The sequence below is a fragment of the Paenibacillus sp. XY044 genome (assembly GCF_002257645.1).
Classification (GTDB): domain Bacteria; phylum Bacillota; class Bacilli; order Paenibacillales; family Paenibacillaceae; genus Paenibacillus_AQ.
Map to the genome: position 1 here is coordinate 18731 of NZ_NQMO01000010.1, position 22381 is coordinate 41111.

The following is a 22381-nucleotide window of genomic DNA, read 5'->3' on the forward strand; positions in this document are numbered from 1 at the left end:
CGTTTTACATATGTAAGACAGAAAGGAGCAATGCTGGTGAGCGACTACACGACGGACCATGCGCAGGAAGGTCCGAAGAAAGGGAAAAACAGCTTTAACCTGCGGATTAACCTGTTCTTTTTCAGCACGTTTATCATTTTCTGCGTCATCATTATCCGGCTCGCCATCCTGCAGTTTGTGGAGGGGCCGACGCTGACGGAGAAGGAGTCCAGCAACATCGTCAAGGATGTGCCGCTGCCTCCGGTCCGGGGAACAATCTACGACGCTTCAGGTGTGAAGCTGGCCTATTCGACGCCGACCCAGTCGCTGTATCTCACCTTGATGAAGGATTACAGCGAGAAGAACGGGAAAAAGAACCGTCCGGAAGCCGAAAAGATGGCGGAAGATCTGATGGAAGTGTTCAATAAATACGGTGATCCGAACGGCGAGAAAATGACCAAGCAGGATATCATAGATGCAATGGATCTGGATTACAAAAAATATTCGGGCTATTCGCCACGACGGATCAAGATGGATTTGTCGGACAAGGAAATTGCTTACTTCTCGGAGCATAAGTCCGATTTTCCGGGCATCGCGATCGAAGAGGAAAGCATCCGGCATTATGATCCCGACACCGTGGCGGCGCAGACGATCGGGTACATCCGGACCTTTAAAGGATCCAAAAGTTTGACCAAGTACAAAACCATCGACGAGCAGCAGCGCAGCGGCGATGCGCAGACCGACCCGGGACTGATTTACACCGAGCCCGAGTTCGTCGGTTACGACGGCCTGGAACTGATGTATCAGGACGAGCTGCGCGGCAAGAACGGGTACAAGAAGGTGCCGATCGACCCCCGCAACATGCCGGAGGGCGTGGAGGATATCGTGCCTCCGGAGAAAGGTAACAATATCTACAGCACGATCAACAAGGAAGTTCAGCTGCAGACCGAGCAGGCCATTACCGAACAGTTGAGCTGGCTCCATTCGCATCCGGTTTCGGGCAAGCTGCATCCGAACGCCACGACGGGATTCGCCGTCGCGATGGAAGTGAAGACGGGCAACATCGTCGCCATGGCCAGCATGCCGGACTACGATACGAACGTGTGGCAGTCGGGCAGCATCTCGCCGGAGAACTGGGATAAGATCCAGAACATTTACCAGAACGGCACGATCCGTTCCTTTAACCCGGGTAAATCCGGCAGCCATCCGGAATCGGTCGTGCTGCTCGGTTCCACGATGAAGCCGCTTAGCGTCCTGATCGGACTGAAGGAAGGCTTGATAAGAACAAACACCTACTATAACGATACGGGTGCGGCATACTTCGGTAAAGAAGGCCACCAGACCCGCGTACAGAACTCCCAAGGCCACGTTTACGGCGGGATGGATCCGGCTCGTGCGATCGAGAAATCGTCCAACGCGTTTATGGTCGATGAGATCGGGAAGAAGCTGTATGAGAAATACGGTTCCAAAGCCATCGGAGTCTGGGACAGCTACATGACCTCGTTTGGCCTCGGGGTAAGCACGGGCAGCGGTCTGCCTGGCGAATGGGAAGGCCGCAAGGAGTATTTGGATGTAAAAGCAGCCGGATCAGCCCAGGCGGCCATGGCCTATGCTTCCTTCGGTCAGCAGGGGAAATACACGACGCTGCAGCTCGCCCAATACGCCGCCATGCTGGCTAACGAAGGCAAGCGGCTGAAGCCGCAGCTCGTCAGCAAGATCACCGACGACAACGGTAAAGTCCTCAAGACGTTCAAGCCGGAAGTGCTGAACACCGTCAAATTCAGCCAGTCGTATTGGGATGAGATCAAGCGCGGGATGAAGAGTGACGTTTCCTCCTTTGAAGGGTTTCCTTACAGCTTTGCCCGGAAGACAGGGACATCGACCCAGAGTGTCGGCGGCAAGCTGATCGATAACGGGGTGTTTATCGCTTTTGCTCCTAAGGAGAATCCGGTTCTGGCCATTGCGGTTATGATCCCGGAAGGGGGCTTCGGCTCGCAAAGTGCCGCGCCGATCGCGCGTAAAATTTTCGACGCGTACGATGAGGTATACGGGCTGGACGGCGTTCCGAAAGGCAAGAAGGAGACGGGCGACGGCCAAAGCAACCCATAACCCAATCAGGCAGTGGCATCGGATGATAGCAGGCAGTGAACAGGGGACTTTCCCCGGCTGCCTGCTTTTTTTTGAGGATTTTGAATTATGGTCCGGTTTCCTAGAATGCAGGTCGATAAGACGTTTTACTTTAGACAGGTCCGTCCAGCAGGGGAGGTGCCGCGGCAAATCCTTTTGTGAGGTTCCGGTGCTTGTGGTAAAATGTCCGTATGTCTGTGTGAAAAACGGAAAACAAAAGCGCTTGAACAAGGACGGGGGGAACGGTATGAGTACGAAATATAAGTTACTCGCACTGGATATGGACGGAACGCTGCTGACCGACGAGCAGAACATTTCGAAGGAGACGGCGCAGTGGATCCGCAAGGCTTCGAAGCGCGGCGTGCATGTGTGCCTGTCGACAGGACGGGCTTTTATGAGCGCCCTTCCTTATGGGGAAGAACTGGGGCTGACGACGCCCATGATTACGGTAAACGGCAGTGAAGTATGGCGTGCCCCGCATGAGCTTCACCTGCGTTCTCTGATGGATGTGGAGCTGATAAAGGCGATGCATGACATCGCGGTGGAAGAGGATTGCTGGTACTGGGCCTATTCCGTTGAGCAGCTGTACAATAAGGATCAATGGACGGATGAGGTGGAAGGCAAAGAATGGCTCAAATTCGGCTACCATACGGAGGATGACGAAGCGAGACATCGTATTCTCATGCAGCTGCAGGATATGGGCGGCCTTGAAATTACCAACTCTTCGCCGTTTAATCTGGAGATCAACCCGGAAGGCGTGAACAAGGCTTCCGGCATCGCGGAAGTGTGCAAGCTGCTCGGCCTAACGATGTCCGAGGTCATTGCGGTCGGAGACAGCATGAACGATCTGGCGGCGATCCAGGAGGCTGGTCTCGGCGTGGCCATGGGTAACGCGCAGCAGGTGGTGAAGGATGTAGCCGATTATATTACGTCAAGCAACAACGATGACGGAATCGCTAAGGTTATTCAAAAATTCATTTTTGACGAGGAGTGAGCATTGGCCATGGCTGTGCTTGGCTGGATTTTGGTCATTGCGCTGTTCGCAATCGGCTTGGCCGGCGCTGTGTACCCGATACTGCCGGGGGCGCTGGCTATCTTTTTTGCCTTTTTTGTGTATGGCTGGTTTTTTACGTTTTCCCATTTCAACGTCTGGTTCTGGATTATCCAAGGGCTCATCATCGTCGTGCTCTTCGTAGCCGATTATGCCGTCAGCGCCTGGGGGACGAAGAAATTCGGCGGCTCCCGGCTGTCGGTCATTCTGAGCACCATCGGGGCCATCATCGGGCCATTCGTCATTCCGGCATTCGGTCTTGTAATCGGGCCGTTTGTGGGCGCCTTTGTGGGAGAGCTTATCGACGGATCGTCGCCGTCGAAGGCGGCGAAAGTGGGCTTTGGGACGCTTGTAGGCCTGTTCAGCAGCATGGTGATGAAAGTGATCCTGCAAATCGTCATGATCATCGTATTTTTCGTATGGATCGTGTTTTTCTAATGATAAGATCAACGCATGGGCGGTCACCCGTCCGGGTTGTGCTTGCTGGGGAAAGAAGGGAATAAGGTTTGGCGAAGAAAGAATCATTTATTAGAGGCACGCTCATTCTGGCGGCCGCCGCGCTGGTGGCGCGCGTGCTCGGGTTGGTGCAGCGGGTTCCGCTGGATCACCTGTTTAATGACATAGGCAAGGCTTCGTTTACGATTTCGAACAACGTCTATTTGCTGCTGCTGACCGTGGCAACGGCCGGCATTCCGAGCACGCTGAGCAAAATGGTCTCTGAGCGCTATGCGCTGAAGAAGCCGGCGGAAGCGCAGCGCGTGTACCATGCCGCGCTCATTTTCGCCGCGGCGGCGGGCGTCATCATCACCATTTTGCTGTACGTGCTCGCGCCGTATTATGCGACTTACGTTTCCAAAGTGCCGGAAGCGTCGCTCGCCATCCGCGCGCTGGCGCCGGCGCTGCTGCTGTTTCCGGCGATCGCGATGATGCGCGGATACTTCCAGGGCCGCGGCAACATGACCGCGGGCGGCATTTCGCAAATCGTCGAGCAGTTCGCCCGGGTCGGCACCGCGATCCTGCTGGCTTACATCCTGCTGAAGAGCGGGTATGAGGACAGCTGGGTGGCGGCCGGAGCGTCCTTCGGGGGCGTGCTGGGCAGCATCGGCGCGTTTGCCGTCATGCTGTATTACACCATTAAGATTCGCAAGCAGGACCGAGCGCTGATGCTGGAAGCAGGTCAGGATTCGCATCTGCCGATGGGCCAGATTTACAAAGATATCTTTACGATCTCCATACCGATCGTACTGTCGTCGATGACCGTACCGGTGGTCAACTTTATCGACTCGTCGATCGTCAATCCGCTCCTGATCGGCCGGATCGGCGAAGCGAAAGCGACGCAGCTGCTCGGGATTCTCGGACAGCGCGCGCAGAGCGTGGCCGGCATTCCGCCGATTCTGGCCATCGCGCTCAGCACTTCGCTGATTCCGGTCATTTCGGCGGCCTTCGCCCGGAAGGACGAAGCGCATCTGAAGCAGCAGATCACGCTTGCGCTGCGCATCTCGATCCTGACGGGCATGCCGATCGTCATCGCCCTTTGCGTGGCGTCGTATTCGATTAACGGCCTGCTGTTCAGCAGCCTGGACGGCAGCGGTCTGATCATGCTGCTGACGTTCGGCACGATCTTCCAAATTACGATGATGACGACCAACTCGATACTGCTGGGCGTCGGCAAAGCGTACCTGACCGTCATCAGTGTGATGATGGGCATTATCGTCAAGCTTCTCGGCAGCTTCATTCTCGCTCCATGGCTTGGCATTTACGGCATTATTGCCGCGACGGGACTCTGCTTCCTCGTTATTACGTGGCTGAACCTTCGGGTCATGAAAAAAATCGTGCCGTTCTCCATTCTGGGGGAACGTTGGCGAGGTTTCCTTGTCGCCGTGATCGTCACCAGCGCCGTTGGATACGGGCTTAACGCCGCGGGCGACCAGCTCGTCCACATTTTGCCGGACAGGCTCGCGTTCCTGATCACCTGCCTGGTGGTCGGCGTCGTGGTCGTGGTGCTGTATTTGGCGCTGCTGGTCATCCTCGGCGTGCTGCGTCAGCAGGAGCTGTCCAGCTATCCGCGCATTTTGCAAAAGGTGCTGCGGCCGCTGATGCGTTTGCAGCCGGCCCGGATGAAATCGCAGGGACGCGGCTAAACCCGTTCATGCCGTACCATGTTAGACAGTTTAATACGTTGAAGTTACAGCCCTCTCGGCATCGTGCGTGAGGGCTGTTTTTTGCAGTGCGTACCGGTGGGCATGCGTTATTTCGATCATGATGGGCCGTCTGGGTCGACTTATATGATGAATGGCATCCTCGTTTTTGAACCAGTCATAACGCGGTATCGGCTCGCAGTACAGGTCATGCCACACGTCGTGCAGGAGCGGGCTGTACAGGCGCCGATCGGCGGGAAGCCATTCCTGCTTGATCAGCTCGACACTCTCGAGCCGGGAGTTCAGTGCTTTTTTCTTGTCATGGGTGAACATCTGCGGCCAATATTCGCTGCGTGAACCGCGGTGATCCACGACCGATGCGAACGAGTGCACGCCGGACAATACGTCCTCGTAACCGAACAGGACGGCGTACAGCGCCTTGCCGAACGCAATCCTTTCGTTCAGGCTGGAGAACTGCTCCAGAATGAGCCCCACCATGGCATCGGCGGAGTAGCCGGCCGACTCGCGGATTCGGGACTTTTCCTCGGGGGTATGGAACACATCGGCTTCGAGCTCCGGAATATGCGGCAGCATCGGGAAGACGACTTGGTTCATCTGAAATTTGCTGTGCAGGGAAAAGGCCTTATTGCGGAGAACCCGGCTCTGGTAATACCCGTTCTGCACGACGCGCCCCTCTATGTAATTTTGTTCGTTGATGATCAGCCCGACGGCAAGCAAGGCGCTGTCCCGTTCAATCCAGAAGCGGTCCCAGAAAGGGTTCATGAACGCCGACACACCAAAGCTGGGGAGCAGGTGGAACAGGCTCCGGCCAAGGCGACGGCTGTGGGTGTACAGCAACAGCTGCGGGTAGGCGTCCTGGAAAATGAGTGCATTGCACCGCTCCAGCATCCGGTATAGATCGTCCCGGACGGAAGGGGGCATCAGATCAGACATGAGTCCGCCTTTCAGGTCGCTCATATTCCAGCCGGCATTCCGGGAGACCATGTGGGCCAGCAAGGCCCAATGAAGCTCGGGGTACTCCCGGTAGCAATCGTAATAGGCCTTCGTCCGCGTAATGTTGCTGCGGTTCGCCTCCCGGGTGCGGGTCCGGATGGTATGAAGAATGTCCTGCTCCTCCTGGGAACGGGCCGCCGTATCCTGGGAATAGGCCAGGTGGTGGCGAATATCCCGCATCCGGCCGATGTCGCCGGCCATCCGGTCGAGTTGGTCGCGGATGCTCTGCGCGGAAGTCTCCTTCCAGTCAAGCGGCCGGCGGCGCCGGGTCAGCTGCCGGGAAGCTTTCCAGCCAGCAGCTTTGCCCCGGGCAAGCTCAGCGGCCGTCTTCGGCAGGGTCGACACGATCCGGATCCAGGCAGGTACAAGCGTACGGGGTGCAGATGTTACTGGCACGTCCATTCCTCCTTTCCTTGTAAACCTCTCATTACCTTCAGTATGGCTAAAAAATTTGACTTCCACTCGGTATTTTGATTCACTATAAAGAATGAACTAAAGATCATCATGTTATAATGGGGAACGACCCCGTAATCAGGCGTTACTTTTGCAAAACTTTAGTTCAATCTTTCTAGGAGAAGAATTGGACAAGAATTGGACAATATAAGGGATAGAAAGGGCGGATATCCATGCAAAAAATAACTTCTCAAGCCGAATTTCAAGTAGCGATCCAGTCTCCGAGACTGACCGTTGCCGTATTTAAAGCGGACTGGTGCTCGGACTGCAAATTTATGGACCCGTTTATGCCGGATGTAGAGACGAAGTTCTCGAACGATTTGACGCTCGTTGAGGTGGACGTGGATCAGGTCGGGGATCTCAGCCAGGAGCTGAACATTATGGGCATACCGAGCTTCGTGGCCTTTTCGGATGGCCGGGAGCTGGTACGGCTGGTGAACAAGCTTCGCAAATCGCGCGAGGAAATCGAGGGATTCCTGAATTCGGCGCTGGACGTATACAGAACGATTCATAAATAAGCTGCTCGCACCGCTCTTGCCGCGTATCGGCATTTGAGGCGGTGCTTTTCTCTTTTATCCGACATTTTGTCACAAAGTGGCCGTGATGTATGTCAAGGAATCAGGTATAATTGATGAGATTGGTAAAATAAAAGGTACCTGTTATCAGTTGAAAGTTCTTATTATAATCAGCAGGTGAGAGAATTTTGAATACCAGACAATTGAAATGGCTCAGTTATTTAACGTTTGTTGTGATGTTCTTTGCGACGTTCGGCGGAACCGTGGTCACCAAGACCGATTCCGGACTCGGATGCGGGCATGAATGGCCGCTGTGTCACGGTGAGTTCGTTCCGGCGCATACCATCGCCTCATTAATTGAATATTCGCACCGGCTGATCAGCGGTTTGGCGGGGCTTACAGCGGTCGCGGTGGTGGTTGCCTTCCGGCTCTTCGCTAAGAATCGGCGCGACCTGCGCACGTATTCGGTGATGACCCTGATTTTCGTGTTGGTTCAAGCCGTGATGGGGGCTTTGGCCGTCGTGTATGACCAGTCCTCGGCCGTGCTCGCCTTCCATTTCGGTTTCTCGCTGATCGCGTTTGCCAGCTCGCTGATGCTCGCCTTGGGCGCCCGGAGGATGGACAAGCTTGGCGAGGCTTCGTATCCGTCCAGCGGCCAAGCGCGCGTCAGCGCTGCCTTCCGCGGCTATACATGGGCCGTAACGATCTACTCCTATATCGTCGTATATATCGGAGCATATGTCAGCCATACCAATTCGGCGGGAGGATGCCTGGGATGGCCGCTGTGCAATGGGAAGCTCATTCCAGAGCTGTCCGGAGGGGTGACCATCGCGTTTATCCACCGGATCGCCGCATTGCTGCTCTTCATCTCCATCGCCGTTCTTGCCGTCTGTGCGTACCGGCTGAACCGGGGGAACCGGGAGCTGCAGAGCCTCGGCATCGCCTCCGTCATTTTGTGCCTGATGCAGGTGTTCAGCGGGGCCGCGATTGTGTCCACCCTGAACAAGCCGGAAATCTACATCTTTTCCGCGCTGCTGCATAACCTGCTGATTTCATCCCTGTTCGGCGTGCTCTGTTATTTGAGCGTCCGCGTCTGGCAGATTGGAAGGGCGTCGCTTCAGCAGCCGAAAACGGCGGCGGACGCCCGTGGAATCGGAGTTGAGCCGCAGGGCGGCAAACGATAAACTGAATACCGCTCTACATTCAAAGTCCGCGAAGCGATTCGAGGGCTTTGTTTGTAAGCTTGCTATTTATTTTTTTGCTTATTGTGGAGAGGAATGATCGTGTGAGCTATCAAAATTTACGCCAATGGCTCGAAGCCTTGCGCAAGGAAAATGACCTGAAAGTGATCGAGGCTCCCGTGGATCCGTACCTGGAGCTGGCGGAGATCCACCGCCGGGTCATTGACGAACAAGGGCCGGCGTTGCTGTTCACCAACGTACAAGGGACCCCGTTTCCGGTGGCTACGAATCTGTTTGGTACCAGCCGGCGCGTGGACATGGCCTTCGGGCCGCGTCCGGAGCAGCTGATGAAGTCTCTGGTGGGGGCGCTCGATACGATGCTTCCGCCGACCCTGTCGGCGCTGTGGAATGAACGCAGCCTGATCAAGGACATTCTAAAGGTAGGCATGAAAACCGTTCCGATGAGCGATGCCCCCGTGCTTGGCGTATCCCGCAGCGACCAGCCGTTGAAAGACCTGCCGCGGGTCACGAGCTGGCAGGAAGATGGCGGCCCGTTTATTACGCTGCCCCTTGTTTATACGGAGAGTCCGTCGCGGCCCAAAGACCACAATCTGGGCATGTACCGCATGCAGATTTATGACAATCAGACGACCGGCATACACTGGCAAATCCATAAGGGAGGCGGTTTCCACTATCACGAAGCCGAGGAGCGAGGTGAAGCACTGCGCTTGACGACGTTTCTTGGCGGGCCGCCTGCCCTGATCGCTTCGGCGATTGCGCCCGGACCGGAAATGCTGCCTGAGCTGCTGCTCACTTCCATGATTCTCGGCGAAAAGCTGCCGATGGCGGAAAATCCGCTCGGCGGGCACCGGATTCCGGCCGAAGCGGAGTTCGCGATCAGCGGCCTCGTACCGCCGTTCGAACGGCGTCCTGAGGGACCGTTCGGAGACCATTACGGGTATTACTCCCTGATGCACGACTTCCCTGTCTTTCACGTCAGCCATATGTGGCACCGCAAGGATGCCATTTATCCGGCGACGATCGTGGGCAAGCCGCGGCAGGAGGACTATTTCATGGGCGAGTTCCTGCAGCGGCTGCTGTCGCCGGCCTTCCCGCTCGTCATGCCGTCGATCAAGTCGCTGTGGACGTATGCCGAGACGGGATTTCACGCCCTGGCATCGGCGATTGTTCGTGTCAGCTATTCGCGCGAGGCGCTCGTGTCAGCCTTCCGCATGCTGGGCGAGGGTCAGCTGTCCCTGACCAAATTCCTCATCCTGACGGACCAGCCGGTCGATCTCGAAAATGCCAGCGAGCTGCTGGAAACGGTGCTGGCGCGGTTTAACCCTGCCGTCGATCTGTTTATATTTAATAAGACATCCCACGATACGCTCGACTACACGGGACGCAAGCTGAACCACGGCAGCAAGGCCGTGCTGATGGGTATCGGTGAGCCGGTACGCGAGCTGCCGCGTGCTTACGAAGAGGGGCCGATCACGGAGATCGACCAGATTGTTCCTTACTGCGGAGGCTGCCTGCTCGTTTCGGGCGCAGGGTACGAGGATGAGCCGGAACTGCCGGAGCGCCTGCTGCAGCGGCTGCAGGAGAAGGGGACCGAATGGCCGCTCGTCATTCTGGTGGACGATGCCCGCAAGACGGCAGCCGACCAGACGTCCTTCCTGTGGACGGTGTTTACGCGCTTCAACCCGGCGACGGATATCTACGCGGGTGCCGAGGTGCGGAATCACCATCTGTCGTACCGCCTGCCGATTGTGGTGGATGCGCGCATGAAGACCGGGTATCCGGACGAACTGATCCCGCGGGAAGATATCGTCAAAAAGGTGGATGAACGCTGGAACAGTTATTTTGCGTAAATACTGATCAGGGAGAGAATGCCGATGCTGCGAACGCTGCTTGGAGAGATGCCCCGCCAAAATAACGGGCTGCTCGAAGATGCCATCGAAACGATGGTGGAGACGATCCATTTGCTCCAGAACGAGATCGAAAAGAATGAGGATCCCAGCCATGATTACCGCAAACTGGAGATATGGACACGCGGTTTGGTGTCTTCCCTGGATGAATTGGAACAGAGCTGGTATGCCGCTTCCTTTTTCCGTCAATCGGTTAAGGCCGGTTATGTGGATGACATGACGATTGAGGAGCAGGCCGAGTACGCAAGGTATGTATACTTCTATAAAAACGGGTTTATCCGTGTGTTCGCCGTTCTGGACAAGCTGGGTACAGTGCTCAATGACCTGTTCGATCTGAACACCCAAAAGAACAAACCGCATTTTTCCTATTTCACGGTACTTCGTCAGTTCCATTATATGAAAACCCATGAAGACCTGGCCGGACAGCTGTCGAAGATCAAGGACGAATACAAGAGCGCCCTGAACGTGCTGCGCAAACGGCGCAATGCGGAGGTTCATTACATGAACTCCGAGATGCAGGATGACTTGTGGCAGCGGCATCAGGGTCTCAAGGATAAAGTTGAACTGGAGGACCTGGATCAGCATTTGAGCGAACTGAAGCAGGGGCTGGACATGGTATGCAAGTCGCTCTCGGCATCCTTTCATTACACCAACAAACTGTGGAAGAAGGAAGGCATGCATCCGTAAAAGGATGCAACAAATTTCCTTTTGACAAAGCGCGCAAATATATCTATACTGTAAAAATGAAAACACGTCATTATTAATTTCATAATCTTTTCTTATCGAGAGAGGCGGAGGGACAGGCCCGATGAAGCCCGGCAACCGATTTGAGCACGGCATCCGCCGTTACTCGAATGTCATGGTGCTAATTCCTACAAGCTGCAGATTGCTGCAGGTTGGCAGATGAGAAGGCAGCGACTTTTACAAGGTAAGGGAGCCCCTTTTTGATTCTGTCAGAGGGGCTTTTTATTTTGCCTGGATTCGATAGATCGGTATTTTAGATAGCCTCTATCGGGCCGTAATAACAGGAAATTTAATGCAAACTTTAGTTCAATCTATACAGATAGAGATTATACGAACCTTATTCCGGCAGGATAGGGGAAAGAGAGGGGGCCCTTCGGTTGATCGAACTGAAGCAGCTGACGAAAAGGTACGGCCAAGGGGATAAGGCAACGGAAGCTTTGTCCGGGCTGAACCTCAGCATCAATAAAGGAGAAATTTTCGGCGTGATCGGCCACTCGGGTGCGGGGAAGAGTACCTTGATCCGGTGTATGAACCTGCTTGAACGCCCGACCTCCGGAGAGGTGTGGGTAGGCGGCGTCAATCTGACGAGCCTGAACAAGCAGCGTCTGCAGGGCGAACGGCGGAAGATGGGGATGATTTTCCAACATTTCAACCTGCTCAGCTCGGCTACGGTGTATGACAACATCGCCTTTCCGCTGCGTTTGGCCCGCAAGAGCAAGGCGGAAGTGGAGGCCAAGGTCAATGAGCTGATCGCGCTGGTCGGGCTGAATGCCCACCGCAATAAATTTCCGGCCCAGCTGTCCGGCGGTCAGAAGCAGAGAGTGGGCATCGCCCGCGCGCTGGCCAGCGATCCACAGGTGCTGCTGTGCGACGAAGCGACTTCGGCGCTGGATCCGCAGACGACGGATTCGATTCTGAAGCTTCTGCTGGATATTAACAAAAGGTTCAATCTGACGATCGTCCTGATCACCCATGAAATGCACGTCATCCAGAGCATCTGCGACCGGGTGGCGGTGATCCATCAAGGAGGCATCGTGGAAGAGGGCGCGGTCACGGACGTATTCCTGAAGCCGCAGCACCCGGTGACCAAGGATTTTGTCCGAGGGGAGCAGGGCCAGGGCGAACCGCTTGAGCTGGCTGTCCAGGCTTCCGGAACGGGTTCCGCGCAGGCCGTGAAAATTACGTTTCTCGGCAGCAAAACGTACGAGTCCATCTTGTCCCGGACCGTACGCGAGACGGGGGCGGATTTTGCCATCCTGCAGGGCACCATTTCCACCATCAAAGATACCCCGTACGGGCAGCTGATCGTCCGCTTTGAAGGCGGGCGGGAGCAGATTGACGCGACGCTGGCCAGGCTGAGCGAACAAGGGCTTGACGTGGAGGTGATGAACTGATGTGGGGTTTGGATTTTTCCACGGTCGACTGGAACGAGATCGGCGTCGCCACCCTGGATACGCTGAAAATGCTCGGGGCTTCCGCGCTGTTCACCTTTATCCTTGGACTTCCGATCGGCGTCGTGCTGTTTATGGCCTCGCGATCGACGACGGGCTGGGTGCGTGCCGTCTATGCGGTGATTTCCTTTATTGTGAACATCCTCCGTTCGGTACCGTTCATCATTCTGATCGTCGCCCTGATCCCCGTCACGAAAGCGATCGTCGGCGTCACCTTCGGAGTGCTGGGGACGATTCCGCCGCTCGTGATCGGCGCTGCGCCGTTCTTCGCTAGACTGGTGGAAACGTCGCTTCGCGAAGTGGACCGCGGCGTGATCGAGGCGGCGCATTCGATGGGCGCTTCGACCTGGCAGGTCATTGTGCGGGTGCTGCTGCCCGAAGCAAGACCGGGCTTGCTGGCAGGGATTACGATAACCGTCGTAACGCTCGTATCCTATACGGCGATGTCCGGGATGGTCGGCGGAGGCGGTCTCGGCGATTTGGCCATCCGCTATGGTTACTACCGCTATGAGACGACCGTCATGATTATTTCCGTCATCTTCATGATCGTGCTGGTGCAGCTGCTGCAGATGGCGGGCGACCGGCTGGTTCGACACTTTACCAGAAGGTAAGTTATTTGAGTTTAGCTGAAAGTCATGCATCCGGATGACCGGATTTGACCTGGGAAGGCAAGGCAGGTAACATCAAAGCACTGCCTTTCCATTATAAATCATATTATTCTTATGAATTTAAGGGGGATTTATCAAATGAAAAAATGGCTCGTCTCTTTTCTGACACTTGCTCTGGTTGTCGTGCTCGCCGCTTGCGGCAGCAAAACGAACAACAGCAGCAGCGACTCTGCGGGTGAATCTGCGGATAAACCGGCTGCAAACGAAACGGTCACACTGACGGTTGGCGCAACAGCCAAGCCCCATGCCGAAATTCTGAAGCATATCCAGCCTACTTTGGAAAAAGAAGGCGTGAAGCTGGTCATCAAGGAGTTTTCCGACTATGTGCAGCCGAACGTGCAGACGTTCCAAAAACAGCTGGACGCTAACTTCTTTCAACATGAGCCTTACCTCGACAATGAGAACAAACAGCGCAACATGGACCTCGTTCCGGTCGTAGGCGTTCACCTGGAGCCTTTGGGCGCATATTCCAAAAAGGTTAAAAGCGCAGACGAAATTCCGGACGGTGCAATCGTCGGCATCCCGAACGATACGACAAACGGTGGACGCGCGCTCAGCCTGCTGGCTAAGCAGGGATTAATCACCCTGAACGATCCAAACAAGGTGGAGGCGACGGTGAAGGACATTACCGCTAATCCGAAAAATCTGAAAATCAAGGAAGTCGATGCTGCAATGCTGCCGCGTCAGCTAGGCGAATTCGACTTGGCTGTCATCAACACCAACTACGCGCTGGAAGCCAGCCTTGATCCAACGAAAGATGCGCTCTTCATCGAAGGCAAAGACAGCCCTTACGTCAACATTCTGGTGGCCCGTCCGGACAACAAGGACTCTGACGCCATCAAGAAGCTGGCTGCTGCCCTGACTTCCGACGACGTGAAGAAGTTTATCGAAGACACGTACAAAGGTGCCGTTATCCCGGCATTCTAAAGCCTGCGCAAGGGCGCAGCACAGCCGCAAGGGTTCATACCCTGCGGCTTTTTTTGATGTCAGAGAGTATAAGCTTCGGAGGCCCGGCTTCGTATCGCAAGAAAAACTTCCGATAAACGCGTCGATCTTCTTTCAATGTAGTTCGACAGACTTTTTTTATTTGGTTCGTTTCTTTCGCGGCCCGGCTGGACGGGGCTTTCAAGTTGCGGCGGGGCCTTGAAATCTTTTATACTATACAGGATTCATGTTTGTTGCGTACTGGATGACTTACAAATACAATATATATTTTTATAGAAATGATGTGTCATATGATGGATATATGGATGGAAATTCAGCAAGCAGAAAGGAGGATGGCAGCTTGAGAGGGAAGGTTGCCCTGATTACGGGGAGTGCCAAGGGACTTGGCAAAATGACGGCGCTTACGCTGGCACGCTCCGGCTGCGACGTTGCGCTTAACTATGTCCACAGCCGCCGGGAAGCGGAAGAGCTGCGGGCGGTCATCGAGGGGCTGGGCGTGCGCAGCATCGCCGTTCAAGCCGACGTCTCCGACAGCAGTCAATTGGAGCATCTGGTTGCACGCGTCGAATCGGAGCTCGGCAGTCCGGACATCGTCGTGAACAACGCGGGCCCATTTATCCGGGAGAGAAAACGGTTTTCCGATTACACCCAAGCGGAAATTTTGTCACTGATTCAAGGCAATCTAGTCGGCACGATGCTGCTGGACCATTTGGTGCTGCCTGCCATGCGGAATAAGCGCTGGGGAAGGATTATCCACTTCGGCTTCGGCCATGCGGCGGAATCAAGAGCCTGGCCGCACCGGGCGGTGTACGCCGCCGCCAAGACCGGTCTGGTTTCTTTTACGAAGACGCTTGCGGTCGAGGAGGCTCCGTACGGCATTACGGTGAATATGGTGTGCCCCGGAGACATCCGCGGCGATAACAAAGAGAAGACCATCGCCGAGGTGGCCGGATTGCAGGACGGAGAGACGCCGCGGGGCAGACCCGGCAGCGGCGAGGATATCGCGCGGGTGATCGAGTACCTGTGCCGCGACGCTTCCGATTTTATCACCGGCAACATTATGGACATTTCCGGTGGGCTGGATCCGATCCGTCCTTGGATTGGTCCGGCAGATCACGAATTGTGAGACCTCATTTGTTCGCGTTGCAGCATGTAGAAGGCTAGTCCGAGAGCTAATGCGCTATAGAAGCAGAGCACGGCAAAACCTGCCCAAGGCAAGAGCGGATAATATCCTAACTGTGGCGTGTACAGGCTGATAACCTGTGGATATTCCGGAATACTCTGCTGGACCGCGAATCCAGCTGCCGGGGTGAGCCGTAGAAGCCACTGGGCTGCGTTAAGGGGTATCACGTTTGCTAAAATGTAGGGAAGGACGAGTACCGTAAGGCTTGCAGTGATCGCCACAAATCTTCGCCGGAATATGGCGGCAAAAGCGGCAGCTATAACTGCGCCTAAAGCGAGAACGGCCGCCGTACCTAATATGACCCGCAGCTCCGTGAGCAAAGGAACCGGAAGGATATGGCTACCTTTGGAAAGCAGGATTTGCCTGCTGAGTGGGATCGTGATCGTGGCGGCAACCATCCCGGCCACAAAAGCGGCCGTACCGATGGTCATCGCTTTCGCTGCCAGCAGCCGATCCGGCCGATGGAACGCGATTTGCGGATTGCGTATGAGTTTCCGCCGGTAGTCCGCGGTGACGAACAGTACGGACACAACGATCACTGCGACCAACCCTGTCAGCATGCCGATCAGGGGTCGCTCAACGGTCCAGCTGCCCTCAACTCCGAGTGGCGCGATATCTCCGGATCCGGTTACCGTGAATGTATCGCCGGACTCCTTAACCCCCCCATAATGGTGAGCCGGTTCGCCGGTTCCTATTCCAATATCGTCATGGCTCCATTTCTCGTCAAAGGCACCACCCTGCAGCTTAAGATGATCAAACACAGCGGTCGCATTGGCAAAGCGAATTTTGGCTTCGGAGACCGATACATCTCCGGGGGACGTGACGAAGAGTCCGATCTGCACGGAACCAGGCGAATCGGCTAGGTGAGCCGCGCCAATCTTGGTCCACCGCTGTCCATCCACAGATTCATAGCCAGTGATCGTTTGATCGGAGCGAGTAAGCCGCAACCAACGCGGGACGCTGCCCGGGTGACCCGGAATGTCCTCGAAAAAGTTGGACTGCATGCGAACCCCATGGCTGCCCGTAACCATTATCGCTGCGTAAGGGGATCCCTGTTTCGTACTGTCTTTGATCATGATCCCGGCCTTCGCCCATGGCACAACGCCTGGTACGATGAGGTCATTGTCCGGCGGGGGATAAGTAATTTTGCCAGTCAGTGAAGTTACGCGTACGGTAATGCTGCCGTCTCCGGTTAACGTTTTGTGCACGAAGTAGAACTTATCGGTTACAGCTTTGCCGTCCGGCCCTAATAGACTAGGGGGTCCTTCGTTTGAATTTGCAGCGAGGAACAGCCCGGGCAGGATGGTAAGCAGTGCCGTGACCGCGATCCCGATGATCCAGCCGCGGACGGAGCGGAATTTGGCCCATTCTGCCAGCAGCAATTTCGTGAAGCCCTCGGCTTCCCCTTGTATAGTCGGTTTTATCGTCATCTCCCTTGCCTCCTAAGTATCTTATATCGATGTATCTCGATACTCACTATAAGGTAGTCAAGGTTAAATGACGGTTAATTTTTCGGGAGCATGACGGTTACTTCTGAAAAACTTCCAATTTCGCTCTGGATAAAAACGTTCCCGTTGTGCTTTTCTATGATCGTCTTGACGATCGAAAGCCCCAGCCCACTGCCTCCCAGTTCTCTTGAACGAGAGGTATCCACTCGATAAAGCGGTTCGAAAATATTTTCCAATTCATCCTCCGGGATGCCTATGCCCGTATCCCTGATTATAATGACATCAAAATCGTCATGCTGGGCTGAGGTCACCACGACTTCTCCATTTCTCTTATTGTATTTTACGGCATTCTCAATCAAATTAAAAAAGGCCCTTTGCAAAAGCGCCTGTTCACCGAAGGCCATGATGTCAGGGATGTTGTTATCTATACGGATGTTATGTACTGTGCAGCTTTCCGACAAAGCCGAGATCATGCTATTAAACATTTCTTTTACATTAAAGTGAACACAACGATCGGCATGAAACGCGCTGTTCAGCTTGAGCAGATCATTAACTAAGGTAATCATTCGCTGGGCGTTTGCGTATGCATCTTCCAGTACTTCTTTATATTCTTGCACGGTAGGTTTTTCATCCAACTGCAAAACCTCAATATTCGCAATCATACCGGAAAGAGGCGTTCGCAGCTCGTGGGCGGCATTGGCAGCAAACCGCTTTTGATGATTGAATGACTTCTCCAATTTTACAATCATTTGGTTGAATGAAGCGGCGAGCCTGGCAATTTCGTCATTCGTATCAAAACCTTCAAGCTGTTGAAACAATTTATTTTCGTCAATCGATTCTATGCGTTTGCTCAGATCGGCGACCGGCCGTAACGCTTTCCCGGCAACCATGTAGGAGCTGACCGTACCTAATAAGATCATAATGAACATGTAAACAATGCTGGTGGAAGTGAAATCATTACTTGGTGTATCTGCATGGGATGGACGAATCGAAGTGGGACCTGGCGAGTTACTCATAGATGGATTCAATGGGGAAGAGGAGATCTGCCCTTCCGCCGGCACCGCATAAATTTGGTGTGCGTTAAATATAGAAGAAATCGTCAACAGCATACAGATGCCTGTAAGGACAAGGGCTGTCAGCATGGTTAACCTTAGCCGTAACGGTATCTTATTCAGCGGTTTCATCAGCATACTCCTTTGAGATGAAATATCCAAGCCCTCTTGTGTTTTTAATAAGTACCTTATCCCCGGTGTATTTTGCAAGTTTCTTTTTTAAGGAATTGATATGTACCTTGAAAGAGTTGGAGAACAGATTCGCCTCGCCGTCCCAAATATGCTCGATCAGCTCCTCGGCGCTCATGATCCGGCCCTTGTTCATGAAAAAGTATTCCAGTATGGAATATTCCTTTTTGGTTAACTCGATCCTTTGACCATTCACAGTGACATACTTCAGAGCGGTATCCATTGTCACATTGCCATGTGTATGGACAGCATCCTTTTGAATAAACTCCCGGCGAAGCAAAGCACGGATACGGGCTTCAAGCTCTTTAAAATGAAAGGGTTTTGACAGATAGTCATTCGCACCGGCATCAAGACCGGAAATTTTGTCTTCGACTTCCGTTCTTGCGGATAAAATCAAGACCCGAAGCTGCTTATTCGTCTTCCGAACTTCTCTGAGAACATCCATCCCGTTCATTTTAGGAAGATTCAGGTCGAGTATAACCAGATCGTATGCATAAATTTCGATAAGCTCCAAAGCATGCTCGCCATCATTTGCCGGATCAACGCCATAGCCGTATTTTTTCAAGCCATTGCACAGAGCTTTTCGCAAAGACATTTCGTCTTCAACCACTAAAATCCTCATGACCCACCTCCGTTATGACATCTACGTGAATTAACCTTCGTTACCTGCTGTACCAATGCAAAAAAAGAGACCCGTCTTCTATGAAGTCAGGTCTCTTCTTGCTATTGAATGGGATTAGAATACTTGAATAACGTCGTTGATTCCTTCAACTTCCTCAACGAGGGCGCGTTCGATCCCGGCTTTCAATGTAATGGTGGAGCTTGGGCAGCTGCCGCAGGCACCCATCAGTTTCAACTTCACGATGCCGTCTTCCACGTCAACCAATTCGACGTCGCCGCCATCGCGTTGAAGGAACGGGCGAAGCTTATCAAGCACTTCTGCTACATCATCATACATGGTGCTCTGTGCGTTTTCGCTCATTGATTTCAACTCCTTTCCTGTAATCATTATTATATTACAAACGGAGACAAATTAAAATGGCTATATATGCTGTAATGGACAAGGCCGTTGATATTATCCGCCTCACCCGGTAAACTAAGATAAGGCCTACCTAAGAATCAATACCTAAAGCAGGTGATATCATTGAGACCCATCATCGAGTTTTGCACCAACAACATGCATTTTGGAACCGATGAAGTCATGGAGAAGCTGGAAGAGAATCCGGATTACGACGTGATCGAATACGGATGCCTGAGCAACTGCGGCCAATGCGCCATGATGCCCTTCGCCATGGTGAACGGTGAGATTATAGATGCTGACAGCGCGGATGAGCTGTATGAGGCCATTATGGCCAAAATAAAAGAACTCGAGGCTTGGGACAGCCTCGAGCTGGATTAGCCGAAATGGCGTCTGGACTTCCAGAGTACCCCGCTTTTCAACAGGCGGGGTACTCTTCCTTTTACCGAAGTTTTCCCCATTAGGCCAAAGCCTGCCTTGCTGCCAAGCGATCCCAGGGTTCCACGAAGGTGGATTTTGTGGATCTTCGGCGTCTCACCTTTCCAGAGCGCATGAATCACGTCGGCCACTTGCTTGGCCTGAGCTCCTGCCGCTTGCGCGCTGGGGGCGAACGGGATGCTGGCGCAGTCCCCGACGACATACACATCCGGGTAGTCCGGAATTTGGGAATACGTGTTGACTACGATCCGGCCTCCCGGATCCTTCGGCACGTTCAAATCTTGAACGACCTTCACCGGCTGAATGCCACCGGTCCATACCGCAGCGTCGGTATAAATCGCTTCATCTCCGTTATAGATGATACCGTCTTCCACCCGGCACACGGAAATATGGGAGCGCGTATTCACCTCATGATCCATGAACCACTGCTCCACGTACAAGGAAACCGTCTGCGGGAAGGAGGAGAGCACCCGGCTGCCGCGGTCCAGAATCGTGATGTTGAGGTCCGGACGGCTCTCCCGCAGTTCCGCTGCGGTTTCAACCCCGCTGAGGCCGCCGCCGATAATATGTACGTTACCGTACGGCTTGACATCGTTCAGGCACTGATAGGTTTGGCGCGTGCTTGAGAACGTCTGGATGCTGTTCGTGAATTGATCCGCGCCCGGAATGCCGTGATAACGGTCGGTACAGCCCAAGGCGATCGTCAGGTAGTCGTAATCGATCGGGTCGTCGCCTTCGAGGTGAATCCGTTTGCCCTCCAGATCGATGGACGTGACTTCGCCATATTTTTTCGTGAGCTGGGGATGGTTCGGAAACTGGATGCGCAGGTCATAGTCGCTTGCCGTCCCTGCCGCAAGAGCGTAATACTCGGTTTTAATGCCTTGGAAAGGCATGCGGTCAACCAAAATCAGCTCCATATCTTGGGGGAAGTGGTTGTTGAGGAGACCTTGAATAATAGCAAGGCCTCCGTAACCTCCACCCAGGATGACGAATTTTCTCATATGTCCGTCTTTCCTTTCTCATAAGTCGGCTTTGAGGAAAGGTATAAAATTCCTCTTACTTATTCATAAACTTTTATTTCATTATAAAACGTGTCGCGTTCCACCGGAATGCGGCCGGCGCCTTTGACGAGCCAGATCAGCTCATCGCGGGTGAGGCCTTCCGGCGTGAGCGCACCTGCAGCGTGACTGATGCGTTCCTTGAGGATGGTGCCGTGGACGTCGGATGCACCGAAGCTCAGCGCTACCTGGGTCAACTGCGGACCGATATTAATGAAGTAAGCCTTCACATGGTCGATGTTATCCAGCATCAGGCGGCTGATGGCGATGGTCTTCAAATCCTCGTAGGCGGAGTTGCGGCGCATAATGCCGGCATTTTTGTTTCTAGGCTGCATGGAAAGAGGAATAAATACCATAAATCCGTTTGTTTCGTCTTGAAGATCCCGAATCTGCATCATGTGGCGGATCCGGTCTTCATGGGACTCGATGGACCCGTACAGCATGGTAGTATGCGTCTTCATGCCCAGGTTATGCGCCGTCCGGTGCACCTCCAGGTATTCCTCGACGTTTGCTTTTTCCACCCGCATTTTTTTGCGGTATTGGTCGGACAAAATTTCCGCGCCGCCGCCGGTGAGCGATTTCAGTCCCGCTTTTTGCAGCTCCTGCAGCACTTCCTTGATGCTGAGGCCGCTGATGCGGGTGAAGAAGTCAATTTCGGCCGCCGTGTAGGCTTTCAGAGTTACGTCTGGGAAACGGTCGGTCAAAGCCTGCAGGGAATCCACGTAGTATTGGAAAGGCACATGCGGGTTGTGGCCGCCGACGATATGGAATTCCCGGACACCCGGGTGGATGTGCTGCTCAATATACTCGACCATTTCAGGACCGGAATACGTATAGGAGCCTTCATCGCCAAGGTCTTTGCGGAAGTTGCAGAACGCGCAGTGCGCCTCGCAGACATTGGTAAAGTAAAGGCTCATGTTTTCGATGAAATATACTTTTTTGCCGTTCTTGCGCAGGTTGGCTTCGTTCGCCAGCTGCCCCAGCGTCAGCAGATCATCGGTTTCGTACAAAAATACTCCGTCCTCCAGGTTCAGCCGCTCACCGTGGCGGACTTTCTCGATGATTTCCTGCATGCGTTTTTCGGTGTTCGGTGTTACAATAGTGGACATTTTCCATTCCTCCTGTTCACATTTTGGTCGTGCGGAAGACGCGCCCCTTGAAGGACGCGAGTGTCTACCCGCAGCGTCTGGAAGGAGTTCGGTAACCCATCCAGTCGATTTGCCAATTTTATCGGTCAGCGTCTTACCATGTACCGCAAAGGATATGGAGTCAGCGGATCATCCAAGCCGCAATGTCAGACGCTTTGGTAAGCGCTCCGGAGAGTCTTTGGCCGGTAAAGAAAAAGAAGAGGTCTGCCTTTTTTAGATTATAGAATTTATAATTTTCAGCGTAGCTGAATGATTCTACAATCGCAAGAAAAACTTCCGCTAAGCGCGGTCTGTCTTCTGCGAATGTACGACGACAGACGTTTTTCTTTAGATTATAGAATTTATAATTTTCAGCGAAGCTGAATGATTCTATAATCGCAAGAAAAACTTCCGCTAAGCGCGGTCTGTCTTCTGCGAATGTACGACGACAGACGTTTTTCTTATGTGAAAAAAGTTACAACCCAGAGTGACAGACCGTTGTCTTTTTGATGACAAAATACCGACACTTGCTCCCTCATTACCCACCTATTATAAACCGCCTATCCGGGGTCCGCAATACAGATATACAGAATCGTCATACGAAGGACCGGAATACATACCGTTTTTGGCTGCTCTGAGAAGTGGTCTATTGAGGGCGTAAACATCGGGATCAG

At 53.7% G+C, this 22381-nt stretch carries 20 protein-coding genes and 1 riboswitch; of the genes, 13 read left to right on the forward strand and 7 right to left on the reverse strand.

Translation table 11 applies throughout. The annotated features are described in order from the left end of the window. The first annotated feature begins 36 nt into the window (after positions 1-36). The 4 genes from CJP46_RS29630 (at position 37) to CJP46_RS29645 (ending at position 5298) form a co-directional block, all read left to right on the forward strand. Entirely contained in the window at positions 37-2088 is a 2052-nt protein-coding gene (locus tag CJP46_RS29630) for a peptidoglycan D,D-transpeptidase FtsI family protein (protein ID WP_256992593.1), read from the forward strand. A gap of 265 nt (positions 2089-2353) precedes the next feature. After that, positions 2354-3100, forward strand: coding sequence for a Cof-type HAD-IIB family hydrolase (locus tag CJP46_RS29635; protein ID WP_094599242.1), 747 nt, complete (start codon positions 2354-2356; stop codon positions 3098-3100). A 9-nt stretch (positions 3101-3109) separates the two neighbouring features. Then, positions 3110-3595, forward strand: coding sequence for a DUF456 domain-containing protein (locus CJP46_RS29640; RefSeq protein WP_094599243.1), 486 nt, complete (start codon positions 3110-3112; stop codon positions 3593-3595). A 68-nt stretch (positions 3596-3663) separates the two neighbouring features. Further along, entirely contained in the window at positions 3664-5298 is a 1635-nt protein-coding gene (locus tag CJP46_RS29645) for a putative polysaccharide biosynthesis protein (RefSeq protein WP_094599244.1), read from the forward strand. Positions 5299-5328: 30 nt separating this feature from the next. Here the strand turns inward: CJP46_RS29645 and CJP46_RS29650 are convergent, their stop codons facing one another. Continuing rightward, positions 5329-6705, reverse strand: a complete 1377-nt coding sequence (locus CJP46_RS29650; protein ID WP_256992594.1) for a DUF2515 family protein — start codon at positions 6703-6705, stop codon at positions 5329-5331. 230 nt (positions 6706-6935) lie between these two features. On the opposite strand from CJP46_RS29650, the gene CJP46_RS29655 reads away from it, so the two are divergent. The 8 genes from CJP46_RS29655 to CJP46_RS29690 all read left to right on the forward strand — a co-directional run bounded on the left by CJP46_RS29655 (position 6936) and on the right by CJP46_RS29690 (position 15320). Further along, a complete protein-coding gene (locus tag CJP46_RS29655) occupies positions 6936-7280 on the forward strand; it encodes a thioredoxin family protein (RefSeq protein ID WP_094599246.1) in 345 nt (114 codons plus the stop codon). Positions 7281-7465: 185 nt separating this feature from the next. Next, positions 7466-8461 carry a COX15/CtaA family protein gene (locus CJP46_RS29660; RefSeq protein ID WP_094599247.1) on the forward strand — a complete coding sequence of 332 codons (996 nt, stop codon included), beginning with the start codon at positions 7466-7468 and terminating at the stop codon, positions 8459-8461. Positions 8462-8562: 101 nt separating this feature from the next. After that, a complete protein-coding gene (locus CJP46_RS29665; RefSeq protein ID WP_094599248.1) occupies positions 8563-10329 on the forward strand; it encodes a UbiD family decarboxylase in 1767 nt (588 codons plus the stop codon). Between the two features lie 24 nt (positions 10330-10353). After that, on the forward strand, positions 10354-11073 hold the full coding sequence (locus CJP46_RS29670; protein WP_094599249.1) for a Cthe_2314 family HEPN domain-containing protein: 720 nt from the start codon (positions 10354-10356) through the stop codon (positions 11071-11073). A gap of 89 nt (positions 11074-11162) precedes the next feature. After that, positions 11163-11296: riboswitch (SAM riboswitch) on the forward strand. Positions 11297-11507: 211 nt separating this feature from the next. Continuing rightward, positions 11508-12524: a methionine ABC transporter ATP-binding protein gene (locus CJP46_RS29675; protein WP_094599250.1), complete on the forward strand. Its 1017-nt coding sequence runs from the start codon at positions 11508-11510 to the stop codon at positions 12522-12524. Next, positions 12524-13192, forward strand: a complete 669-nt coding sequence (locus CJP46_RS29680) for a methionine ABC transporter permease (protein ID WP_094599251.1) — start codon at positions 12524-12526, stop codon at positions 13190-13192. The genes CJP46_RS29675 and CJP46_RS29680 overlap by 1 nt, the downstream gene beginning before the upstream one ends. 135 nt (positions 13193-13327) lie before the next feature. Beyond that, entirely contained in the window at positions 13328-14176 is an 849-nt protein-coding gene (locus tag CJP46_RS29685; protein ID WP_094599252.1) for a MetQ/NlpA family ABC transporter substrate-binding protein, read from the forward strand. A 358-nt stretch (positions 14177-14534) separates the two neighbouring features. Then, entirely contained in the window at positions 14535-15320 is a 786-nt protein-coding gene (locus CJP46_RS29690) for an SDR family oxidoreductase (RefSeq protein WP_094599253.1), read from the forward strand. Here CJP46_RS29690 and CJP46_RS29695 read toward each other — a convergent pair. The 4 genes from CJP46_RS29695 to CJP46_RS29710 all read right to left on the reverse strand — a co-directional run bounded on the left by CJP46_RS29695 (position 15308) and on the right by CJP46_RS29710 (position 19048). Further along, the gene (locus CJP46_RS29695; protein ID WP_094599254.1) at positions 15308-16807 is read right to left on the reverse strand and encodes a DUF1349 domain-containing protein; all 1500 of its coding nucleotides are present in this window, start codon (positions 16805-16807) and stop codon (positions 15308-15310) included. The genes CJP46_RS29690 and CJP46_RS29695 overlap by 13 nt on opposite strands. Before the next feature lie 74 nt (positions 16808-16881). After that, complete coding sequence (locus CJP46_RS29700) at positions 16882-18009, reverse strand: sensor histidine kinase (RefSeq protein ID WP_179281385.1); 1128 nt, start codon at positions 18007-18009, stop codon at positions 16882-16884. Then, entirely contained in the window at positions 17993-18688 is a 696-nt protein-coding gene (locus CJP46_RS29705; protein WP_094599256.1) for a response regulator transcription factor, read from the reverse strand. The genes CJP46_RS29700 and CJP46_RS29705 overlap by 17 nt, the downstream gene beginning before the upstream one ends. Positions 18689-18802: 114 nt before the next feature. Continuing rightward, a complete protein-coding gene (locus CJP46_RS29710; protein ID WP_094599257.1) occupies positions 18803-19048 on the reverse strand; it encodes a NifU family protein in 246 nt (81 codons plus the stop codon). A gap of 162 nt (positions 19049-19210) precedes the next feature. Here CJP46_RS29710 and CJP46_RS29715 point away from each other — a divergent pair, with 162 nt between their 5' ends. Next, entirely contained in the window at positions 19211-19465 is a 255-nt protein-coding gene (locus CJP46_RS29715) for a YuzB family protein (protein WP_076173719.1), read from the forward strand. On the opposite strand, the gene CJP46_RS29720 is transcribed toward CJP46_RS29715, so the two are convergent. Then, complete coding sequence (locus CJP46_RS29720; RefSeq protein WP_094599258.1) at positions 19462-20523, reverse strand: NAD(P)/FAD-dependent oxidoreductase; 1062 nt, start codon at positions 20521-20523, stop codon at positions 19462-19464. The two genes, CJP46_RS29715 and CJP46_RS29720, sit on opposite strands and share 4 nt — an antisense overlap. Positions 20524-20582: 59 nt before the next feature. Further along, positions 20583-21689, reverse strand: a complete 1107-nt coding sequence (gene mqnE / locus CJP46_RS29725) for an aminofutalosine synthase MqnE (protein WP_094599259.1) — start codon at positions 21687-21689, stop codon at positions 20583-20585. Positions 21690-22381: the final 692 nt, after the last annotated feature.

Excerpts from the sequence above, each read along its gene's own strand:
- CJP46_RS29635 (WP_094599242.1), top strand. The coding sequence starts at position 2,354 with ATGAGTACGAAATATAAGTTACTCGCACTGGATATGGACGGAACGCTG.
- CJP46_RS29640 (WP_094599243.1), top strand. The coding sequence starts at position 3,110 with ATGGCTGTGCTTGGCTGGATTTTGGTCATTGCGCTGTTCGCAATCGGC.
- CJP46_RS29655 (WP_094599246.1), top strand. The coding sequence starts at position 6,936 with ATGCAAAAAATAACTTCTCAAGCCGAATTTCAAGTAGCGATCCAGTCT.
- CJP46_RS29670 (WP_094599249.1), top strand. The coding sequence starts at position 10,354 with ATGCTGCGAACGCTGCTTGGAGAGATGCCCCGCCAAAATAACGGGCTG.
- CJP46_RS29680 (WP_094599251.1), top strand. The coding sequence starts at position 12,524 with ATGTGGGGTTTGGATTTTTCCACGGTCGACTGGAACGAGATCGGCGTC.
- CJP46_RS29685 (WP_094599252.1), top strand. The coding sequence starts at position 13,328 with ATGAAAAAATGGCTCGTCTCTTTTCTGACACTTGCTCTGGTTGTCGTG.
- CJP46_RS29695 (WP_094599254.1), bottom strand. The coding sequence starts at position 16,807 with ATGACGATAAAACCGACTATACAAGGGGAAGCCGAGGGCTTCACGAAA.
- CJP46_RS29700 (WP_179281385.1), bottom strand. The coding sequence starts at position 18,009 with ATGAAACCGCTGAATAAGATACCGTTACGGCTAAGGTTAACCATGCTG.
- CJP46_RS29705 (WP_094599256.1), bottom strand. The coding sequence starts at position 18,688 with ATGAGGATTTTAGTGGTTGAAGACGAAATGTCTTTGCGAAAAGCTCTG.
- CJP46_RS29710 (WP_094599257.1), bottom strand. The coding sequence starts at position 19,048 with ATGAGCGAAAACGCACAGAGCACCATGTATGATGATGTAGCAGAAGTG.
- CJP46_RS29720 (WP_094599258.1), bottom strand. The coding sequence starts at position 20,523 with ATGAGAAAATTCGTCATCCTGGGTGGAGGTTACGGAGGCCTTGCTATT.
- mqnE (WP_094599259.1), bottom strand. The coding sequence starts at position 21,689 with ATGTCCACTATTGTAACACCGAACACCGAAAAACGCATGCAGGAAATC.